Source organism: Cryobacterium sp. M23, assembly GCF_002929655.1.
Taxonomy (GTDB): Bacteria; Actinomycetota; Actinomycetes; order Actinomycetales; family Microbacteriaceae; genus Cryobacterium; species Cryobacterium sandaracinum.
Genome location: NZ_PJJV01000065.1, coordinates 19,549 through 38,874, shown reverse-complemented (window position 1 = coordinate 38,874; position 19,326 = coordinate 19,549). Strand labels below are relative to the sequence as shown.

Here is a 19,326-nt window from a genome sequence, read left to right as displayed (position 1 = left end):
ATCGTAGAATTGTCCGATGACCACGACGCCTCCGACCGAGCCCGCTCCCGGGGCCGTGTCCACCCTGAGCATCGACCCTGCCGAGATGGCGATCGCCCTGCGCGTGCTCGCCTCGCTCAGCGAGATCGACCCCGAAGACCCCGATTTCGTCACCGTGCGGCAGGCCACCGCCAAAATGTTCAAGTCCGTCAAGATGGTGCGACGCGGCGAGAAGCGGCAGGCGATCGCGGATGCCGACCGGGAGGTCATCGCCGCGACCGCGACCGGCGCCGCCACCCGCATCGACGACGAGACCATCGGCGCCCAGCTGCGCCTGGGCACCGACCGGGCGTCGGCCGGCGAGTTGCTCGTGCCGCGGGCCTGCTACATCTGCAAGCAGAAGTACACCCTCGTCGACGCCTTCTACCACCAGCTCTGCCCTGCCTGCGCGGCGATGAGCCATGAGAAGCGGGATGCCCGCACCGACCTGACCGGCAAGCGCGCCCTGCTCACGGGCGGCCGCGCCAAGATCGGCATGTACATCGCCCTGCGCCTGCTGCGCGACGGCGCCCACACCACCATCACCACCCGGTTCCCGCGCGACGCGGTGCGCCGCTTCAGCGCCATGCCGGACTCGGCCGACTGGCTGCACCGTCTCCGCATCGTCGGGATCGACCTGCGCGACCCGGCCCAGGTGATCGGCCTGGCCGACTCCGTCGCCGCGGCCGGGTCGCTGGACATCCTGATCAACAACGCCGCCCAGACCGTGCGCCGCTCCCCCGGCTCCTACTCGATGCTGGTCGAGGCCGAGCAGTCGCCGCTGCCGGAGGGCGTCATCCCGGAGATCGTCACGTTCGGGCACACCAGTGACGCGCACCCGACCGCGCTCGCGGCATCCGTCACCAGCCACCCGATCCTGGCCGCAGCAGCCGGAGCGAGTGGCGCACTCACGGCCGACGACCTGACCGCCCTGGCGCTCGCGCCGGGCTCCTCGTCTCTCGCGCGTCTCGCCGCCGGCACCGCGATCGACGCCGGCGGGCTCGTGCCCGACCTGCACTCCCGAAACAGCTGGACCGCGAACGTGGAAGACGTCGACCCGCTGGAGATGCTGGAGGTGCAGCTGTGCAACACCACGGCCCCGTTCCTGCTGGTGAGCCGTCTGCGTGGCTCGCTCGCGGCATCCGACGCCCGCCGCACCTACATCGTGAACGTGTCGGCAATGGAGGGCGTGTTCGGCCGCGGCTACAAGGGACCCGGTCACCCGCACACGAACATGGCCAAAGCCGCGCTGAACATGCTCACCCGCACGAGCGCGAAGGAAATGCTGTCCCACGGCATCCTGATGACCAGCGTCGACACCGGCTGGATCACCGACGAGCGGCCGCACCCCACCAAGATCCGCCTCGCCGAGGAGGGCTTCCACGCCCCACTCGACCTGGTCGACGGCGCGGCGAGGGTCTACGACCCGATTGTGCGCGGCGAGGGCGGCGAGGACCTCTGCGGCGTCTTCCTCAAGGACTACAAGCCCGGCGCCTGGTAGCCGGGGCAGGTCGTCGGCGGGGTCGGCCTGCGAGTCGGCGGGTCGAGTCGGCGAGTCAAGTCGGCGCGCTGGACAGCCAGCAGGACAGCCAGCAGGCCCCTCACCAATTCGACGGAGATTTTGAGGTTTGCGCACCCAGGCGGCCGGTTGCGGCCTGGTTTCGGCAGAATCTCCGTCGAATTGGTTCGGGCGGGCGACATAGTGCGGGCCATTTTGGTGCGGCGAGCGGATGCTGCTGGGCGCCGGCACCGGGATCGCGCCCCGCCGAACCGCACCTCAGTCAGGAGCCGGCGGGGTCCAGACCCAGGGGGTCGTCGACGTGATGGCCTGAAAGCCCAGCCGCAGCAGGATCGGTTTGCTGTCGTCGGAGGCATCCACTTGCAGGTAGCGCACACCGCGTTGGTGCGCGAGCCGCGCGCGGTATACCACCAGCGCCCGGTAGATGCCGCGGCCCCGCCAGGCGGCCAGGGTCGACCCACCCCAGAGTCCCGCGAAATCAGTGCCGCGGGTGAACTCGAGCCGGCACGAGGAGACGAGCTCGCCGCCGCGCACGCCGCCGGCCTCGGCGACGAACACGAGCACGTCGCCCGGGGCATCACGCACACCGGCCTCCAGCTGGTCGGCCAGCCAGGCGTAGTCCTCGTCCCAGACCTGCGACTGCAGCGCGGCGATGCGCTCGAAGTCGGCCCGGGTGTCGACCTGCCTGATCGTGACGCCGACCGGCAGCACCGGCACGGCGTTCAGGCGTTCGGTCTCGGCGACGACGACCGTCTCCAGCTCCTCGGCCACGAAGCCGGCCGCGAGCAGGCGGTCCGGCAGATCGGCTGGCAGGTCGTGGCCGCGGGTCTTCCACTCGAAGGCCTCGCCGCGGGCAGTGAAGAAGTCGCGGTGCTCCGCGATCAGGGCGTCGAGCGCCGCGCCGGTCGCACCCACGTCGCGAGCGGTCTCGACGAGCCCCTGGTGCCGTCCCAAGATCCGCAGAACCGGGCCCGACAGTTCGTAACGGATGCCCGTGGGCCGGTCGTTCGGAACCCAGAGCCGAAGCTGTGCGTCGTAGGCGTCACGGAGCGCGTCACGGGTTGTCATCGTGGCTAACCCTAGAGCCGCCCAGCACGAATTCGACGGAGATCTTGCCCGAAACGGCTCCACGGAGGCCTTAATCGGCCCTTTTCCGCAGACCGTTTCGGTGCCGAGAGCCGGTCGATCGGAGCGGAGGTCGCCGGGTCATCCGACACTTTGTGCCCACGCCTCGTAGCAGGCGCTCATGCCGCGCGCTCCCACGTCAGCAAACTCACGGTACCGGTCGTCCGTCGCGGCCCGCGGGTCGGTGCTTACCCTCGTGCAGACACCATATTCCTTGGCTAGGCTGATTGTCGGTGCGCTGCGCCACAAACGTCGGCGCGCGTGCAGACCGCGAAACCGAGATGGAGAAACCGTTGCCCGGAGAGAACCTCACCAGGATCGAAGCCCAGGAGCGCGCCGCGCTCATCACCGTTCAGAGCTACGAGGTCACCCTCGACCTCACGACCGGACCGGAAACGTTCGGCAGCGAGACCACGGTGCACTTCACCGCGACGCCCGGCGCGTCCACCTTCATCGACGCGATCACCCGCACCGTGCACTCGGTGACGCTGAACGGCGCCGCGCTCGACCCCTCAGTCGTCAGTGACGGCATCCGGATTCAGCTCGACGGCCTAGCCGCCGAGAACACGCTCACCGTCGTCGCCGACGCCGAGTACACGAACACCGGCGAGGGCCTGCACCGCTTCGTCGACCCGGTCGACAACGAGGTCTACCTGTACAGCCAGTTCGAGGTGCCCGACTCCCGCCGCGTCTTCGCCGTGTTCGAGCAGCCCGACCTCAAGGCCACGTTCGCCTTCACCGTCACCGCCCCCGGCGCCTGGGAAGTCATCTCCAACTCCGTCACGCCCGAGCCGACGGATGCCGGCAGCGGCCACAAGACCTGGGCATTCGCCCCCACCCACACCATCTCCAGCTACATCACTGCCCTCGTCGCCGGCCCTTACGCAGTCGTGCGCAGCGAGCTGACCTCCAGCGACGCCCGCGTCATCCCGCTCGGGCTCTTCTGCCGTAAAAGCCTGTTCGAGTTCCTCGACGCGGATTACCTGTTCGAGAAGACCCGCCAGGGCTTCGCATACTTCGAGGGCAAGTTCAACTACCCGTACCCGTTCGACAAGTACGACCAGATGTTCGTGCCGGAATTCAACGCGGGCGCCATGGAGAACGCCGGCGCGGTCACCTTCACGGAGACGTACGTGTTCCGGTCCAAGGTCACCGACGCCATCAAGGAACGCCGCGTCGTCACCGTGCTCCACGAACTGGCGCACATGTGGTTCGGCGACCTCGTCACCATGAAGTGGTGGAACGACCTGTGGCTGAACGAGTCGTTCGCCGAGTGGGCGTCGACCATGGCAACCGCCGAGGCCACCGAGTGGACCGAAGCGTGGACCACCTTCGCCGTGATGGAGAAGAGCTGGGCCTACAAGCAGGACCAGCTGCCCTCCACCCACCCGATCACCGCCACGATCAACGACCTCGAAGACGTGCAGGTCAACTTCGATGGCATCACCTACGCCAAGGGCGGCTCCGTGCTCAAGCAGCTCGTGGCCTGGGTCGGCCGCGACGAATTCTTCACCGGCGTCGCCGCGTACTTCCAGAAGCACCAGTGGGGCAACACCGAGCTGACCGACCTGATGGCCCTGCTCGAAGCCTCCAGTGGCCGCGATCTCACCGAGTGGACGAAGCTGTGGCTCGAGACCGCGGGCGTGAACACGCTGCGTCCCGAGATCGCCGTGGACAAGTCCGGCGCCATCACCGGCTTCACGGTGCTGCAGACCGCCGCGGCCGACTACCCCACCATCCGCCCGCACCGCCTCGCCATTGGCTTTTACGACCGGGTGGACGGCGCCCTGGTGCGCACTCACCGGATCGAGATCGACGTCGACGGCGAGCAGACGGATGTCCCGTCACTGCTCGGCCACCAACAACCCGACCTCGTTCTGCTCAATGACGATGACCTGGCCTACGCCAAGATCCGCCTCGACCCGGCATCGCAGGAGGTGGCCCTCGAGAACCTCTCCGCGATCGAGAGCCCCCTCGCCCGCGCCATCATCTGGGGCGCGGTCTGGGACGCCACCCGCGACGCCGAGACCTCGGCGCGCGACTTCATCACGCTTGTGCTCGGCAACGTCGCGACGGAATCCGAGTCCACCACGCTGCGCACCGTGCTCGGCCAGGTTGTGCTCGCCGCCTCGTACTACGTCGCCGAGGAATTCCGCACGAGTACAGTCAAGGAGGTCGGGGACGCGCTCTGGTCCCTCGCCCGCCACGCCGACGCCGGCAGCGACGAGCAGTTCCAGTTCGTGAAGTTCTTCGCCGCCATCGCAACCACGGACAGCCAGCTGGCATCCGTTGCCGCGCTGCGGGGTGGCACGGCGCCGCTCGACGGCCTCGAGATCGACACCGACCTCTCCTGGGAGCTGCTCATCGCCCTCGTGGCCGGAGGCAAGGCCGGCGCGGTCGAGATCGACGCAGCACTGGCCGCGGACAACACCGCGACCGGCGCCCAGTCGGCCGCGCAGGCCCGCGCCGCCATCCCCACCCTGGAGGGCAAGCAGGCCGCCTGGTCGTCTCTGATCGACGTGGACACCGCGCCGAACACCATCGTGCGGGTCACGGCAGCCGGTTTCCTGCGGGCCAACGACACCACGTTGCTGGAGCCGTTCGTCGAGCAGTACTTCGCCATGTTGCAGCCGGTTTGGGCCGCCCGCAGCTTCTCCATCGCGGAAAAGCTGGTGCTCGGACTGTACCCGGCGCCGCTGGCTGACCGGGCGCTCGTCACCGCGACGCGAACGTGGCTCGACGCCAACCCGGAGCCGCTCGCGCTGCGTCGCCTGGTGATCGAGAACCTGGCCGGGGTCGAACGCGCCCTCGCCGCCCAGGCGCGCGACGCGGAGTAGCCGCGCCGAGGCATCCGCCCGCCCGCGCCGTTCGTGCCCCACGCCGCATCCGCCCTCGCCCCCGTCCCCACCCCCGCTCCCACCCTCGCCCCTAACAAATTCGACGGAGATTCTGCTCCCCGAGCCGCACAAAACCGGTTCAGCTCGTCACCTGGGCGGAAATCTCCGTCGAATTTGTTCGGGCGGGTGGCAGGGCTCAACAGGGTGCGGCTGGGTGCGGAGCCGCGGACTCAGGACTTGGACAGGACGCGGCTCTGTAGACTCGGATCGTTATGGACTTTGACGCAATCTGGCTTGAACTGATTCAATTTTTCAAAATCGACCTGTGGCTCAGGGTCATCAATATCGTCGTCATCATTGTGGCCGCGCTGGTCATCCGGTGGGTGTTGCGCTTCGTGATCGACCGCGTCGTGCAACAGATCGTCACGGGGGTCAAGAAGACCCAGAACGTGGAGGACACGCAGGCGCTGAGCGTTTCGCCGCTAGCCGCCGTGCGCGTCGTGCAGCGCACCCGCACCCTCGGTTCGGTGCTCTCGAATATCATCAACGTGACCCTGTTGATCGTGACGATCCTGCTGATCGTCAACATCATCAACAATGAAATCCTGGGCTCTTTCGCCCTGCTGACGGCCGCGCTCGGCGCCGGTCTCGGTTTCGGCGCGCAGAACATCGTCAAGGATATCCTGAACGGGCTGTTCATGGTCGTGGAGGACCAGATCGGCGTGGGCGACATCGTCGACGTGGGCTTCGCTTCCGGGGTCGTGGAGACCGTCGGCATCCGTGTCACCCAGGTGCGCGACATCGACGGCACCCTGTGGTTCGTGCGCAACGGTGAGATCCTGCGCGTCGGCAACATGTCCCAGGGCTGGGCGCGCGTGATCATCGACCTCGCCATCCCCTACTCGTCCGATGTCGAGGCGGTGCAGAACGAGTTGCTGCGCGTCGCGAAGGCGCTCGCCTCCAGCCGCAAGTGGCGGTCGGTGATATTGGAGAAGCCGGAGATCTGGGGACTCGAGTCGATCTCCGCCGAGGCCCTCGTCGTGCGCCTCGTCGTCAAGACCCGGGTGGCGGCGAAGTGGGACTTCGCCCGCGACCTGCGCCTGCACCTGAAGAAGGCGCTGGACGGGCTCGGCATCGGTCTGACTCCGCTCAACAGCGTGGTCATGGCCGGCACGGATGGCGCGGTCGCCGCCGGCTCCGACCCCGGCTCCGAGGGAACGCCCGACGCGGCCGCGGAAGCAGCCGCGGCCATGCCGGACCTCACCACCGGCCCGTTCACCGCCCCGATCCCGGTGCGGAAGAAAAAGGCTCCCCGTGCACCCCGCCGACCCAAGAACGCCGCGACCGCGCTGCCCCAAGAGGCACACCCACGCGCAGCGTCAGCGGATGTTTCCGGTACAAACCCGGCTGTGCCCACGGCCCCGACACCGAAGACCGAGGCACCCAAGGCCCCGACACCCAAGACCGAGGCACCCACTCACACGGCACCGGATCCGGAGACTCACGATGATGAATGACGCCGACGCCCCCACTCCTGCCACGCCCGGTGCGGTCCACCTGCGCGAGGGCGAGAACGGCACCGCGATCGGCCCCACGTTCTACGAGCAGGTCGGCGGTAGGCCGTTCTTCGAGAATCTGGTGAACGAGTTCTATCGCGGCGTCGCCACCGACCCGGTACTGAAGCCGATGTACCCCGAGGACGACCTGGGCCCGGCCGCCGAGCGTCTGACCATGTTCCTCGAGCAGTTCTGGGGTGGCCCGACCACCTACAGCGAGCAGCGCGGCCACCCGCGGCTGCGCCAACGGCACCAGCCCTTCAAGGTGAACCCGGATTCCCGCGACCGCTGGCTGAACCACATGCGCGCCGCCGTCGACAAGGCCGCTCTGCCACCGCTGCAGCGCGACCAGCTCTGGGACTACCTCGAGCGCGCGGCCTTCGCGATGCTCAACACCTTCGACGAGTAGCAGCGCACCCGCTCTCGGCGCACCCTTGGGACGCAGGCGCACGTTCTACCGTGCGCCCGCTTCTGCAATCTGCGCCGCGAGACACAGACCGACCGAACCAGGCCGACCGACGGATGCCGCCGCGCCTGCTTTACGAGTCGAGCTCGGCGACGATCTCCGCGGCCGTTGCGCGTCCCATCCGAATCGCGCCGTCGACGTGTTGGTAGCCCTTTCCGGCGAGGTCGCTGCAGGAGAACAGGATCGGGCCGACCGGTGTGCGCAGGTCCGCGCCGAAGCGAGCCAGCCCGCCCAGGTCGAAGCTCGCCGCGTAGGCGCCGCGGGTCCACTCTTCCGTGCCCCAGTCGCTCTCGTAGTAGACGACGGGGGTCAGTGCCTTCTCGCCGAAGTAGTGCGAGAGCGAGGTGAGGATGCGCTGCTTGCGCTCCTCCGCCGAGACGGTGAACACGCCGTCGGCGGCCTCGTCGGAGACGAAGCCGACCAGAGTGCCGCGCGGGTCGTTGAAATTGGTGTTGTCGTAGGCCTCGTGGGAGAGCTCGTAGGGGCTGAAGGCCGTGCCGGAGAGGCCGTCCTCCCGCCAGAACGGGGTCTCGTAGACCGCGTGCACCTTGATCACGAAGCCCATCGAGAGGTGCTGGTGCATCATCTGCTGGCGGCGCGGCAGCGGCGGATCGAAGGAGATCCGGGTGTAGAGCACGGGAGGAACGGCAACGATCACGCGACGCGCACGCACCTCGAGGTCGTCGGTGAGCACACTCACACCAGCGTCGCCCCAGCGCACTGTGCGGGCGGCCTGCCCGAGGAAGACGTCGTCACCGAGGTTCTCGGCCAGCAGGATCGGCACCCGCTGCAGCCCGCCCACGACCCGTTCGTCGAGGATGAAGTCGGCGTCGACGAGGTTGCTGAAGCTGCCGGCGCTGGCCGCCATCAGGAGGGCCTGCAGCGTGGAAAAAGCGTGCGCCGGCTTGGTCAGCATGGCTCCGGCGATGAAGAGGCTAATGTTGTCGCGGGCCTCCTGGTCGTCGGTCTCCTGCTCCAGCCAGCGCCGGAAGGAGATCTGGTCGAGCTCCACCGCACGCGGATGTGCCCAGGGACGGTCGGGGTCCATCTGGTCCACGAGCTCGTCGAGAGTGGCGATCAGGGCCACCATCTCGCGCTCGGTGTCGGCCGAGACCGGGAAGATCTCGCCCTCGAACCGGGTTCGCTCCCCCGCGGCGTTGATGTAGACGCTTTCGCCCTCGCGGTACCGCGCGAAGGTCTCGAGGCCCAGCTCGGCGATGGTCTCCTTGAGTGCGTCCTGATCGGGCGAAACCCACTGGCCGCCGATCTCAAGCATGGCACCGTTGATGTCGTCGGTGTGGAGGCGGCCGCCGACGCGGTCGCGCGCTTCGAGCACGGCCACGGTGAGGCCGGCCTTCCGCAGCTCGGTCGCGGCGGTCAGGCCGGATGCCCCGGCGCCGATAATGACGATGTCACGTTCGATGATGCTCAAGGAGTGCTCCATTGCGTTCTGGTGGTGGGAAGCAGGTGAAAAACGGGTACGTCGCCGGTCAGGAGACCGGGATGAGGGTGTACTTGGTGGACAGGTACTCCTGGATGCCCTCGAGCCCGCCTTCGCGGCCCAGACCGGATTGCTTGACACCGCCGAACGGTGCCGCCGCGTTGGAGACCAGGCCCGTGTTCAGACCCATCATTCCAGTTTCAAGCTTGGCGATCATCCGCTGCCCGCGGGCGACGTCCTGGGTGTACACGTAGCTGATCAAGCCATACTCGGTGGAGTTGGCCAGGCGCACGCCCTCGGCCTCGTCGGCGAAGGTGACGATGCCGACGACCGGGCCGAAGATCTCCTCGGTCAGGAGGGCGCTGGCCGGGGCCACGTCCGTCAGCACGGTGGGCTCGTAGAAGGAGCCGGCGCCTTCGGGGCGCTTGCCGCCGGCGAGCAGGGTGGCGCCGTGGGCCAGCGCGTCCTGCACGAGGGCGTCGGTGCCGGCGACGGCAGCCTCGCTGACGAGCGGGCCGATGGTGACGCCGGCTTCGGTGCCGCGGCCGATCTTCAGCGCGCCGACTCGCTCGGTCAGGCGGCGGGCGAACTCGGCGGCGACGGACTCGTGCACGATGAAACGGTTGGCCGCGGTGCAGGCCTGCCCGATGTTGCGGAACTTGGCGAGCATCGCGCCCTCGACGGCCTTGTCCAGGTCGGCGTCTTCGAAGACGACGAACGGGGCGTTGCCGCCGAGCTCCATCGAGGTGCGCAGCACACCCTGAGCCGCCTGCTGAATGAGCTTGCGGCCCACGGGGGTCGACCCGGTGAAGCTGAGTTTCCGCAGCCTGGGGTCGGCGATGATCGGCCCGGCAACGGCGGAAGAGGTCGACGTGGTGATCACGTTGACGACGCCGGCCGGTACCCCGGCGTCTTCGAGCAGCTGCACGAAGAAGAGGGTGGTCAGCGGGGTCAGCTCGGCGGGCTTCACGACGACCGTGCAGCCGGCGGCGAGCGCGGGGGCGATCTTGCGGGTGGCCATGGCCAGCGGGAAGTTCCACGGAGTGATCAGCAGGCACGGTCCGACCGGATACTGAGAGACAACCATCGTGCCGGTTCCCTCCGGGTTCAGCCCGAAGCGACCGCTGATGCGCACGGCCTCCTCGCTGAACCAGCGCAGGAACTCGCCGCCGTAGGTGACCTCTCCATTGGCCTCGGCGAGAGGTTTGCCCATCTCCATGGTCATCAGCAGCGCAAAGTCATCGCGGCGCTCCTGCAGCAGGTCGAAGGCCCGGCGCAGGATCTCGGCCCGCGTACGCGGCGCGGTAGCCGCCCACGACTCGGCCGCCTCGACGGCCGCATCGAGGGCACGGATGCCGTCGGCGGCATCCGCGTTCGCGATCCGTTTGAGCACAGCACCGGTCGCCGGGTCGGTGACCTCGATGGCCTTACCGCCGCCCTGCTGCCAGGTGCCGTTGATGTAGAGGCCGTCCGGGACGCGGGCGAGCAGTTCGGTTTCACGAGTGGACACGATGAGTCTCTTTCCGATGCGATACGGGAGATGCGAATGAGGTTTTGATCAGGGGTGGAGGCCGTGCAGAAAGGGCGTTTCCGCCACCCTCCCCGCGGCGTTCCCCCAGTATGACTGATCGCCCTGTACCCCCGTCGGGTTCGGGCAGGAGACCGCGGAGCCAGGGCTCATGCGGCGGCGAGCACGTTCGCCAGCACCTGCAGGCCCTCGACGAGGAGGTCGTCGGAGATGCTCAGAGGCGGCAGGAAGCGGATCACGTTGCCGTAGGTGCCACAAGTGAGCAGCACGACACCCAAGGCGTGAGCGGCGGCCACGACGCGGCCGGTGAGGGCGGCATCCGGGTCTCCGGTCACCGGGTCGACCAGTTCGATGGCGATCATGGCGCCGCGGCCGCGCACATCGCCCACACGCTTGTCGACGGCACGGATGGCGTTCAGCCGCCCGGTCAGGATGGCGCCGATTTCACGGGCGCGCTGGGCCAGGTTCTCGGTCTCATAGCTGCGCATGGTGGCCAGGGCCGCGGCGCAGGCGAGCGGGTTGCCGCCGTAGGTGCCGCCGATGCCGCCGACCTGCGGCGCGTCCATGATCTCGGCGCGGCCGGTGACGGCGGAGAGCGGCAGGCCGCCGGCGATGCCCTTGGCCATCACCATCAGGTCGGGCACGATGCCCTCGTGGTTGCTGGCGAAGAGGTCGCCGGTGCGGGCGAATCCGGTCTGCACCTCGTCGGCAATGAAGACGACCTCGTTCGCGCGGCACCAGTCCACCAGGGTGGGAAGGAAGCCGGGTGCGGGCACGATGAAGCCGCCCTCACCCTGGATCGGCTCGATGATCAGGGCGGCCAGGTTGTCGGCGCCGACCTGCTTCTCGATCTGGGAAATGGCGCGCCGGGCGGCCCCGACCCCGTCGAGTCCGGCGTCGCGGTAGGGGTACGACGTGGGTGCCCGGTAGATCTCCGCGGCGAAGGGGCCGAAGCCGTTCTTGTACGGCTGGTTCTTCGCGGTGAGGCCCATGGTCAGGGTGGTGCGGCCGTGGTAAGCGTGGTCGAAGGCGACGACGGCCTGCTTGCCGGTGTAGTGTCGGGCGATCTTGACGGCGTTCTCCACGGCCTCGGCGCCGGAGTTGAACAGGGCGCTGCGCTTGGCGTGGTCGCCCGGGGTGAGCCGGTTGAGCGTCTCGGCTACCTCGATGTACGAGTCATAGGGCGTCACGGTGAAGCACGTGTGCGTGAACTGGGCCAGCTGGGCGGCCACGGCGGCCACGACCTCGGGGGCGCTGTTGCCGATGCCGGTCACGGCGATGCCGCTGCCGAGGTCGATCAGGAAGTTGCCGTCGACGTCGACAAGCACACCGCCGCCGGCCGCGACGATATAGGCAGGCAGGGTCACGCCCACCCCGGCGGAGACGGCCTCGATCTTGCGACGTCCGAGCTCTTGGGACTTCGGGCCGGGGATGGCGGTGACGAGGCGGCGTTCCTGGGGAAGGGACGGTCCGCCGACCGGGATCACAGAAAGGGCGTCTACGAGGGTCATTGCTGCTCCAGTTCGCTGGCTGTTGCATCGGCGCGGGGCCGGCGACGATACCGATTCCAGAAGGCTACGCAGGGCGGCCACCCGCAACATCCGGCACCGTGTACAACGCGCGGGTGAACTTTCGCCACGTTGTACACTCGTCGCATGGCTCCGAACCTGGCCCCGCCGCTTCTGCCCACCGTGCGCCGCCTGCTGGCCCAGCCTGGCCTCCAGCTGCACCTGCTCACGGCCGAGCCGCAGCTGCCGGCACACGCGCTCGACCAGCCCGTGGAGTGGGTGCACGGCTCCGACCTGGCCGACCCGACGCCGTTTCTCTCCGCCAGCCAGGTGCTCCTCACCACCGGCACCCAGTTCGCCGACCCGATGACGGATGCCTACTACCGCGACTACGTGCGCCGGCTCACGGCCCGCGGCATCGCCTGTCTCGGCTTCGGCACGGAGGTCGTGCGCGCCGGCACGCCGGAGGCCCTCGTTGCGGCCTGCCTTGCCGAGGGGCTGCCCCTGATCGAGGTGCCCTATGACACTCCGTTCATCGCGGTGGCCCGCGCGGCCGGCGACCTGGTCGCCGAGTTGCGCTACGCCCGCAACACCTGGGCGCTGGACGCCCAGCGGGCCATCTCGCACGCGGCCCTCCGACCCGACGGCCTGAGCAACATTCTTAGCGAGCTGTCCCGGCAGCTGGGCCACTGGGTCGCGCTCTTCGACGCGAGCGGCACGCTCGACCGGGTCTTTCCCCGCGACGCGTTCTCCGGTTCCGCCTCCTCCCCCGCCCTGCCGCGGGTACAGGCGGAGGCCGGCCGGCTGCTCCGCCGCGGGCAGCGGGCCGGCACCACCCTCGACGAGGGCGGCGAGACTTTGACCCTGCAGACCCTGGGGCGGCAGGGCCAGCTGCGCGGGGTGCTGGCCCTCGGCGGCGGCACCCTGCTCGACCAGGCCAGCCAGCAGGTGGTGACCAGCGTCATCGCCCTCGCCGGGCTCGCGCTCGAGCAGAACAGCGCCCAGGGTCGCGCCCGCGGCCACCTGCGGTCCGGGCTGCTGCAGGCGCTGCTCGGCGGCGACCTGCCGCTGGTGCAGAGCATCTCCCGGGAGCTCTGGGGTGCCCTCCCGGCCGAGCCGGTGCGGGTCGCCGTCGTCTCCCCGCCGCCCGAACGCTTGGACGCTCTGGCCGAGCTGCTCGAACTGCGGGTCGAGGAACGCCCAGGGCACCTGTTCTTCGCCCGCGACGGCGGCCAGGTGCTGCTCGTCCTCGATGTCGCCGCCGATCCGGTGCTCGCCGAGCTGGTGGGCCTCGGGCTGCACGTGGGCGTCTCCGACCGGAGCGCCTACCGTGCCCTGCCGCACGCGGCGGCCCAGGCCCGACAGGCGCTCGAGCGCGCCCACGAAGGTGCAGCGGGCATCGTCGAATTCGAGGTGATCTCACGGCAGGGCGTGCTCGCGTTCCTGGCCCGAACGGATGCCTCGGAGGTCGGCCGCGCCACCCTCCGGCCACTCTCCGACCACGATGCCGCCCACGGCACGGCGCTGCTCCCCACCCTGCGGGTGTGGCTCGAGCGCAACGGCCAGTTCGGCCCGGCCGCGACGGAGCTCGGCGTGCACCGACACACCGTGCGCGGCCGGATCAGCCACGCCGAGCAGTTGCTCGGGCGGGACCTCGGCGCCTTCCACGCCCGCGCCGACCTCTGGGCGGCGCTGCTGGCGTCGGCGGGATAGGCCGGAAACACCGCACGCACGAGGCGGCTCGCACACTGTGACGTAAGCACCCACACACCGGAAAGAGACAATGTTCAGCCTGAAGGACCTTCGCATTCCGATCATCGCGGCACCCATGGCCGGTGGCGCATCCACCCCGGCCCTGGTGCGCAGCCTCAGCGCGGGGGGCGGCCTCGGGTTCCTGGCCGCCGGGTACAAGACCCCGGATGCGCTGGCCCGGCAGATCGCCGACGTGCACCAGGGCTCGCGGCCGCCGTACGGCGTGAACGTGTTCGTTCCCGGGCCGCCACTGACCGACCAGGCCGGAGTCGATGCCTACCGCCGGAGCCTGACAGCGACCGCGCTGGAACACGGCGTGGAATTGCCCCCGACACTGGCCGCGGACGATGACTGGTTCTCCGCCAAGGTGGCCCTTCTCATCGGGCACCGAGTCCCCGTGGTGTCGTTCACCTTCGGGTTGCCGCCGGCCGATACCGTGGACGGTTTGCACGCCGTCGACGCGTGCGTGATCGCCACGGTCACCTCGGTGCGAGAGGCGGTTCTCGCGGAGGAACGCGGAGTCGATGTGCTCTGCGTGCAGGGCCCGGAAGCAGGCGGACACCGGGCGACCTTCACGACGGCCGAAGAACCGGAGACCACTCCCCTGATCGAACTGGTCCGCGCCATTTCGGACCTGGCGGTTCTGCCGCTCATCGCGGCCGGGGGCATCCACTCCGGTGCCGGGATCGCGACGCTCCTGGCGGCCGGCGCGGACGCCGTGCAACTGGGCACGGCGTTCCTCCGCACCGCGGAGTCCGGCGCCCAGCAGGCGCACAAGGACGCGCTCGTCGACCCGAACTTTGATCGCACCGTGGTCACGCGCGCGTTCTCCGGGCGTCCGGCACGGGGGCTGCGCAACGCGTTCATCATCGAGCACGACGCCACCGCGCCCCGGGCTTATCCTCAGGTGAACCATCTCACCAGTGGCCTCAGGGCGGATGCGGGTCGACGCGGCGACGCCGACGGGCTCGCCCTCTGGGCGGGCACCGGCTTCCGCTCTGCCCGCGCAGAACCGGCGGCCGACGTGCTCACCCGGCTGTGGCAGGACGCCCGCGTGTCGCCGAGTCAGCGACCGGTGTCGAACCAATTCGACGGAGATTTTGATGTTTGAGCCGATTTTCGGTCAGTTTAACGCCGATCCGGCCAAAATCTCCGTCGAATTCGTTCGGGGCACGGTGCGAACACCCAGCGAATAGTCAGCGGCTCAGCGACCAGGGCTTGCGACGCACGAGGATGTGGCCGCGGCTCGTGCTCAGCCGGGTCCACAGGCCCGTCTCGAACAGGCGCACGGGCTCGTTTTTCGAAAGGAAGCCGAGGCTGACGGCCGCGAAGGCGGCGCCGGCCGGCACGATTTCCAGGCCGGAGATCGGGCGGCTCCAGACTTCGGAGCGCACCCGCTGCACGATCTGCCCGCCGGTCCCCGCCGGGATGACGGCGGCGACTTCCTCAATGCCTGCCTGCGCCGCACCGTCGAGCAGGGCGGCATCCGTTTCACCGAGCAGGGTCCAGCCGCCCTGGGGCGGCGAGATACCGGCCCAGGTCACGGTGGTCACTTCCAGCGGCACGGTTACGGTCACTGTCGCCTCGTCCTCCAGCACGGCCGCGGTGAGGCGGGCGAGGCGGTCCAGCAGGGAGCGCACGGGAACGACCGCGTCGAGCTCGACCGGTGCGGTGAGCGCGAAGGTGCGCAGGCCCAGCACGGTCGGGCTGGAGTCGAGGAGACCGCGCGGGTAGAGGATCGCGGTGTAGACAGCGAGCACCCCCGCGGCCTGAATGAGGCGCACGGAACCGTCCTCCACCCGGCTAGCGCGGGAGAGGTAGACCTGGAGGTCGCGAAGGGACAGGGACTCTGGGAGAGAAAATGATTTACTCATCTGCTCCTAAACTACCAAGGTACGGCGCGCGTCACACCGGCGCGCGCGTCTGCTCCGCCACGCGCCTGAGGAGGCCACATGGACTTGCCGATGGAGGGCCTTCTAACCGCCCTGGACCTCACCGACACGGGCGCCCGCACCAGCGAGGACATCTTCACCGGGCCGTCGCAGTGGATGCCGCTCGGCCGCGTTTTCGGCGGGCAGGTGCTCGCCCAGTCACTGGTTGCCGCGATGCGCACGGTTCCCGACGACCGCCATGTGCACTCGATGCACGGCTATTTCCTCCGCCCCGGCGACGTGGGCCAGCCGATCACCTTCTCCGTCGATCGCATCCACGACGGCCGATCCTTCTCCACCCGCCGCACGCAGGCCTATCAGGACGGGCACCCGATCCTGTCGATGATCGCCTCGTTCCAGGACGATGATGAAGGCCTCGAGCACCAGATCGAGATGCCGACCGATATGCCCGACCCGGAGTCCTTGCCGACGGCGGCGGATGCCCTGGCCCAGGTCGACCACTCCATCGCCCGCTACTGGGCGAACGAGCGTCCGTTCGACATGCGGCACCTGCCGTCGCCGATCTACCTCAAGGTGAACGGCGAGCACACCTCTCGCCAGGCCGTGTGGATGAAGACCATGGGCCCGTTGCCCGACGACCCTGACCTGCACCGCGCCGCGCTGGCATACGCCAGCGACTACTCGATCATGGAGCCTGTCATGCGCCGCCACGGCGTGGCCTGGGCCACACCCGGGCTCAAGGTTGCGAGCCTGGACCACGCCATGTGGTTCCACCGCTTCGGCCGGGTCGACGAGTGGATGCTCTACGTACAGGATTCCCCGACCGCCCAGGGTGGACGCGGACTCTCCACCGGCAGCATCTACAGCCGGGCGGGCCTGCTTCTCGCCACGGTCGCGCAGGAGGGCATGCTGCGCGTGCCCACGAACGCAGAGTAGCCTCTTTCACATGCTCTGAGCGTCTCTGAGCATCTCCGAACGTGTCTGAACGTGTCTGAACGTGTCTGAACGTGTCTGAACGTATATGAACATCTCTGAACGCCCGCCCGATCGAGGAGAACCATGACGAACGCCACCGACATCTCCCGCCGCACCGCGCTCCTGCTCGGCACCGCCGGCACCGCCGTCGCGCTGGTCGGCTGCAGCACCGACGGCGCCGAAGACTCCGGCACCGGCAACATTGGCCCGGTGGAGTTAGCCAAGCTCGCCGACATCCCCGTGGGCGGTTCGATCGAGGCCTCTCTCGATGACAAGCCCATCCTGATCAGCCAGCCCACGGCCGGCACCGTGGTGGCGTTTAGTGCGATCTGCACCCACCAGGGCTGCGTGGTCAAAGCGGTAAAGGACGAGTTCGACTGCCCCTGCCACGGCTCGAAGTTCGACCGTGCCACCGGCGAGGTTCTCGCCGGACCGGCAACCGAACCGCTGGCGTCGGTGAAGGTCACCGTCACCGGCGACGCCGTCACCGCAGGCTGAGGCGGACTGCGTCCGGGTCGGTCTACTCCGCCGGCAGGGACGCGCGCCGGGTGAATCGGATGGGTTCGTCTACGTATGGAGCCCAAGCGGCGCGCTCGACCTCGTTGATCTTGCGTGGCCGCTCTGTCGCGGCGTCCACCAACACGATTGTGGTGCTCGCCTGCGCGAAGAGAACCGCCGGCTCCAGGCCGATCGGAGTCCAGACCTCGTAGCAGACCTCGAGGCTGGCGCCGCCGAGCTTGCCGAGCCAGAGACGGATGTCCAGAGGCTGCCTCAGATACGGAATCGGAGCCAGATACTCGGCCTCCATCCGCGCGATCAGGGTCAGCGTCGCCGCGCCCGGGCGCCCGTCCAGCACGGCGGTGCCGGCGAACGTCCCGGGGCCGTCGCCGTCTTCATCCGGCCAGAACGCCTGGATGCGCGCATCCTCGAGCACACGCAACAACTCGGCGTTGTTGACGTGGCCGTAGGCGTCCAGATCCGACCAGCGCAACTTCACCGGAACGCGCAGCTTCATCGCGGGCCCTAGTCGCGGGTCAGCTTGCGGTACGCGGACCGGTGCGGTTTCGCGGCATCCGGGCCAAGGCGTTCGATCTTGTTCTGCTCGTACGACTCGAAGTTGCCCTCGAACCAGTACCAGTTCGCCGGGTCTTCGTCGGTTCCCTCATAGGAGAGGATGTGCGTGGCGATTCGGTCGAGGAACCACCGGTCGTGGGTGATGACCACGGCGCAGCCGGGGAATTCAAGGAGCGCGTTCTCGAGCGAGCCGAGGGTTTCGACGTCCAGGTCGTTGGTGGGCTCGTCGAGCAGCAGAAGGTTGCCGCCCTGCTTGAGGGTGAGCGCCAGGTTGAGGCGGTTGCGCTCACCACCGGAGAGCACGCCGGCCTTCTTCTGCTGGTCGGGACCCTTGAACCCGAATGTGGACACGTAGGCCCGCGACGGGATCTCGGTCTTGCCGACCTGGATGTAGTCCTGGCCGTCGGAGACGACCTCCCAGAGCGACTTGTTCGGGTTGATGCCCGCGCGGCTCTGGTCGACGTAGGAGATGTCGACCGTCTCGCCGATCTTCAGTTCACCCAGGTCCAGCGGCTCGAGGCCGACAATCGTCTTGAACAGCGTGGTCTTGCCCACGCCGTTGGGGCCGATGATGCCGACGATGCCGTTGCGCGGGAGGGTGAAGGAGAGATCCTCGATGAGGACCCGGTCGCCGAAGCCCTTCTTGACCTTCTTGGCGTCGATGACCTGGGCGCCGAGGCGCGGGCCGACGGGAATCTGGATCTCTTCGAAGTCAAGCTTGCGGGTGCTCTCGGCCGCTGCCGCCATTTCTTCGTAGCGGGCGAGACGCGCCTTCGACTTTGCCTGGCGGCCCTTCGCATTCGAGCGCACCCATTCGAGCTCGTCCGCGAGGCGCTTGGCCATCTTTGCGTCCTTCTTGCCCGCGATGAGCAGTCGTTCCTGCTTCTTCTCGAGGTAGGTCGAGTAGTTGCCCTCGTAGGGGTACAGGTGGCCGCGGTCGACTTCGGCGATCCACTCGGCCACGTGGTCGAGGAAGTACCGGTCGTGGGTGACGGCGAGAACGGCGCCGGGGTACTGGGCCAGGTGCTGCTCGAGCCAGAGCACGCTTTCGGCGTCAAGGTGGTTGGTGGGCTCGTCGAGGAGGAGCAGGTCGGGCTTCTGCAGCAGCAGCTTGGTCAGCGCCACGCGGCGCTTCTCACCGCCGGAGAGGTCGGCGACGGAGTAATCGCCCGGCGGGGTGCGGAGGGCGTCCATGGCCTGCTCCAGCTGGGAATCGAGGTCCCACGCGTCGGCGGCGTCGATGGCCTCCTGCAGCGTGCCCATTTCGGCCAGCAGTGCGTCGAAGTCCGCGTCGGGTTCGCCGAGCGCGATGCTGATCTCGTTGAACCGGTCGACCTTGGCCTTGATCGGGCCGACGCCCTCCTGCACATTCTCGAGGACAGTCTTGGTCTCGTCGAGTTCGGGCTCCTGCATCAGGATGCCGACCGAGTAGCCGGGCGAGAGCTTCGCCTCGCCGTTGCTGGGGGTGTCCAGCCCGGCCATGATCTTCAGAATCGTGGATTTTCCGGCGCCGTTCGGCCCCACGATACCGATTTTGGCGCCGGGGAAGAATGACATGGTGACGTCGTCGAGGATCAGTTTGTCGCCGACCGCCTTGCGAGCGCGGACCATCGTGTAGATAAATTCAGCCATAGT

The 19,326-nt window shown here is 68.5% G+C and carries 15 protein-coding genes; 8 read left to right on the top strand and 7 right to left on the bottom strand.

Annotated elements, in window-relative coordinates:
- The first annotated feature begins 16 nt into the window (after positions 1-16).
- Positions 17-1,519 carry an SDR family NAD(P)-dependent oxidoreductase gene (locus tag CXY82_RS06995; protein ID WP_104170277.1) on the top strand — a complete coding sequence of 501 codons (1,503 nt, stop codon included), beginning with the start codon at positions 17-19 and terminating at the stop codon, positions 1,517-1,519.
- A gap of 276 nt (positions 1,520-1,795) precedes the next feature.
- Here the strand turns inward: CXY82_RS06995 and CXY82_RS06990 are convergent, their stop codons facing one another.
- Entirely contained in the window at positions 1,796-2,605 is an 810-nt protein-coding gene (locus CXY82_RS06990) for a GNAT family N-acetyltransferase (protein ID WP_104170276.1), read from the bottom strand.
- Positions 2,606-2,955: 350 nt separating this feature from the next.
- Here CXY82_RS06990 and pepN point away from each other — a divergent pair, with 350 nt between their 5' ends.
- From pepN to CXY82_RS06975, 3 genes are all read left to right on the top strand, one after another.
- Entirely contained in the window at positions 2,956-5,499 is a 2,544-nt protein-coding gene (pepN, locus tag CXY82_RS06985; RefSeq protein WP_104170311.1) for an aminopeptidase N, read from the top strand.
- 272 nt (positions 5,500-5,771) lie between these two features.
- Positions 5,772-7,016: a mechanosensitive ion channel family protein gene (locus tag CXY82_RS06980; protein ID WP_104170275.1), complete on the top strand. Its 1,245-nt coding sequence runs from the start codon at positions 5,772-5,774 to the stop codon at positions 7,014-7,016.
- A complete protein-coding gene (locus CXY82_RS06975; RefSeq protein ID WP_369828393.1) occupies positions 7,006-7,464 on the top strand; it encodes a globin in 459 nt (152 codons plus the stop codon). Before CXY82_RS06980 ends, CXY82_RS06975 begins: the two co-directional genes overlap by 11 nt.
- Positions 7,465-7,594: 130 nt before the next feature.
- Here CXY82_RS06975 and CXY82_RS06970 read toward each other — a convergent pair whose 3' ends face one another.
- The 3 genes from CXY82_RS06970 to gabT all read right to left on the bottom strand — a co-directional run bounded on the left by CXY82_RS06970 (position 7,595) and on the right by gabT (position 12,001).
- Positions 7,595-8,953, bottom strand: coding sequence for an NAD(P)/FAD-dependent oxidoreductase (locus tag CXY82_RS06970; protein WP_241981747.1), 1,359 nt, complete (start codon positions 8,951-8,953; stop codon positions 7,595-7,597).
- A gap of 58 nt (positions 8,954-9,011) precedes the next feature.
- Complete coding sequence (locus CXY82_RS06965) at positions 9,012-10,475, bottom strand: NAD-dependent succinate-semialdehyde dehydrogenase (protein ID WP_104170272.1); 1,464 nt, start codon at positions 10,473-10,475, stop codon at positions 9,012-9,014.
- Between the two features lie 164 nt (positions 10,476-10,639).
- Positions 10,640-12,001: a 4-aminobutyrate--2-oxoglutarate transaminase gene (gene gabT, locus CXY82_RS06960; RefSeq protein WP_104170271.1), complete on the bottom strand. Its 1,362-nt coding sequence runs from the start codon at positions 11,999-12,001 to the stop codon at positions 10,640-10,642.
- Between the two features lie 144 nt (positions 12,002-12,145).
- On the opposite strand from gabT, the gene CXY82_RS06955 reads away from it, so the two are divergent.
- A complete protein-coding gene (locus tag CXY82_RS06955; RefSeq protein WP_104170270.1) occupies positions 12,146-13,711 on the top strand; it encodes a PucR family transcriptional regulator in 1,566 nt (521 codons plus the stop codon).
- Between the two features lie 70 nt (positions 13,712-13,781).
- Positions 13,782-14,861 (top strand): nitronate monooxygenase family protein, encoded by a 1,080-nt coding sequence (locus CXY82_RS06950; protein WP_104170269.1) that lies wholly within the window; start codon positions 13,782-13,784, stop codon positions 14,859-14,861.
- Positions 14,862-14,946: 85 nt separating this feature from the next.
- On the opposite strand, the gene CXY82_RS06945 is transcribed toward CXY82_RS06950, so the two are convergent.
- Positions 14,947-15,624, bottom strand: coding sequence for a hypothetical protein (locus tag CXY82_RS06945; protein ID WP_104170268.1), 678 nt, complete (start codon positions 15,622-15,624; stop codon positions 14,947-14,949).
- A gap of 78 nt (positions 15,625-15,702) precedes the next feature.
- Between CXY82_RS06945 and CXY82_RS06940 the strand changes: the two genes are divergently transcribed.
- Together CXY82_RS06940 and CXY82_RS06935 are read left to right on the top strand one after the other, a co-directional pair.
- Complete coding sequence (locus tag CXY82_RS06940) at positions 15,703-16,578, top strand: acyl-CoA thioesterase II (protein WP_233199239.1); 876 nt, start codon at positions 15,703-15,705, stop codon at positions 16,576-16,578.
- Positions 16,579-16,701: 123 nt separating this feature from the next.
- Positions 16,702-17,115 carry a ubiquinol-cytochrome c reductase iron-sulfur subunit gene (locus tag CXY82_RS06935; protein WP_104170267.1) on the top strand — a complete coding sequence of 138 codons (414 nt, stop codon included), beginning with the start codon at positions 16,702-16,704 and terminating at the stop codon, positions 17,113-17,115.
- A 22-nt stretch (positions 17,116-17,137) separates the two neighbouring features.
- Here CXY82_RS06935 and CXY82_RS06930 read toward each other — a convergent pair whose 3' ends face one another.
- Entirely contained in the window at positions 17,138-17,632 is a 495-nt protein-coding gene (locus tag CXY82_RS06930) for a thioesterase family protein (RefSeq protein WP_104170266.1), read from the bottom strand.
- 8 nt (positions 17,633-17,640) lie between these two features.
- Complete coding sequence (ettA, locus tag CXY82_RS06925) at positions 17,641-19,323, bottom strand: energy-dependent translational throttle protein EttA (protein WP_104170265.1); 1,683 nt, start codon at positions 19,321-19,323, stop codon at positions 17,641-17,643.
- Positions 19,324-19,326 lie beyond the last annotated feature (3 nt).

Bases quoted from the DNA above. Each gene is read 5' to 3' on its own strand.
- CXY82_RS06935 (WP_104170267.1), top strand. From the start codon at position 16,702: ATGACGAACGCCACCGACATCTCCCGCCGCACCGCGCTCCTGCTCGGC.
- gabT (WP_104170271.1), bottom strand. From the start codon at position 12,001: ATGACCCTCGTAGACGCCCTTTCTGTGATCCCGGTCGGCGGACCGTCC.
- CXY82_RS06930 (WP_104170266.1), bottom strand. From the start codon at position 17,632: ATGAAGCTGCGCGTTCCGGTGAAGTTGCGCTGGTCGGATCTGGACGCC.
- ettA (WP_104170265.1), bottom strand. From the start codon at position 19,323: ATGGCTGAATTTATCTACACGATGGTCCGCGCTCGCAAGGCGGTCGGC.
- CXY82_RS06995 (WP_104170277.1), top strand. From the start codon at position 17: ATGACCACGACGCCTCCGACCGAGCCCGCTCCCGGGGCCGTGTCCACC.
- CXY82_RS06940 (WP_233199239.1), top strand. From the start codon at position 15,703: ATGGACTTGCCGATGGAGGGCCTTCTAACCGCCCTGGACCTCACCGAC.
- CXY82_RS06950 (WP_104170269.1), top strand. From the start codon at position 13,782: ATGTTCAGCCTGAAGGACCTTCGCATTCCGATCATCGCGGCACCCATG.
- CXY82_RS06990 (WP_104170276.1), bottom strand. From the start codon at position 2,605: ATGACAACCCGTGACGCGCTCCGTGACGCCTACGACGCACAGCTTCGG.
- CXY82_RS06975 (WP_369828393.1), top strand. From the start codon at position 7,006: ATGATGAATGACGCCGACGCCCCCACTCCTGCCACGCCCGGTGCGGTC.
- CXY82_RS06945 (WP_104170268.1), bottom strand. From the start codon at position 15,624: ATGAGTAAATCATTTTCTCTCCCAGAGTCCCTGTCCCTTCGCGACCTC.
- CXY82_RS06980 (WP_104170275.1), top strand. From the start codon at position 5,772: ATGGACTTTGACGCAATCTGGCTTGAACTGATTCAATTTTTCAAAATC.
- CXY82_RS06955 (WP_104170270.1), top strand. From the start codon at position 12,146: ATGGCTCCGAACCTGGCCCCGCCGCTTCTGCCCACCGTGCGCCGCCTG.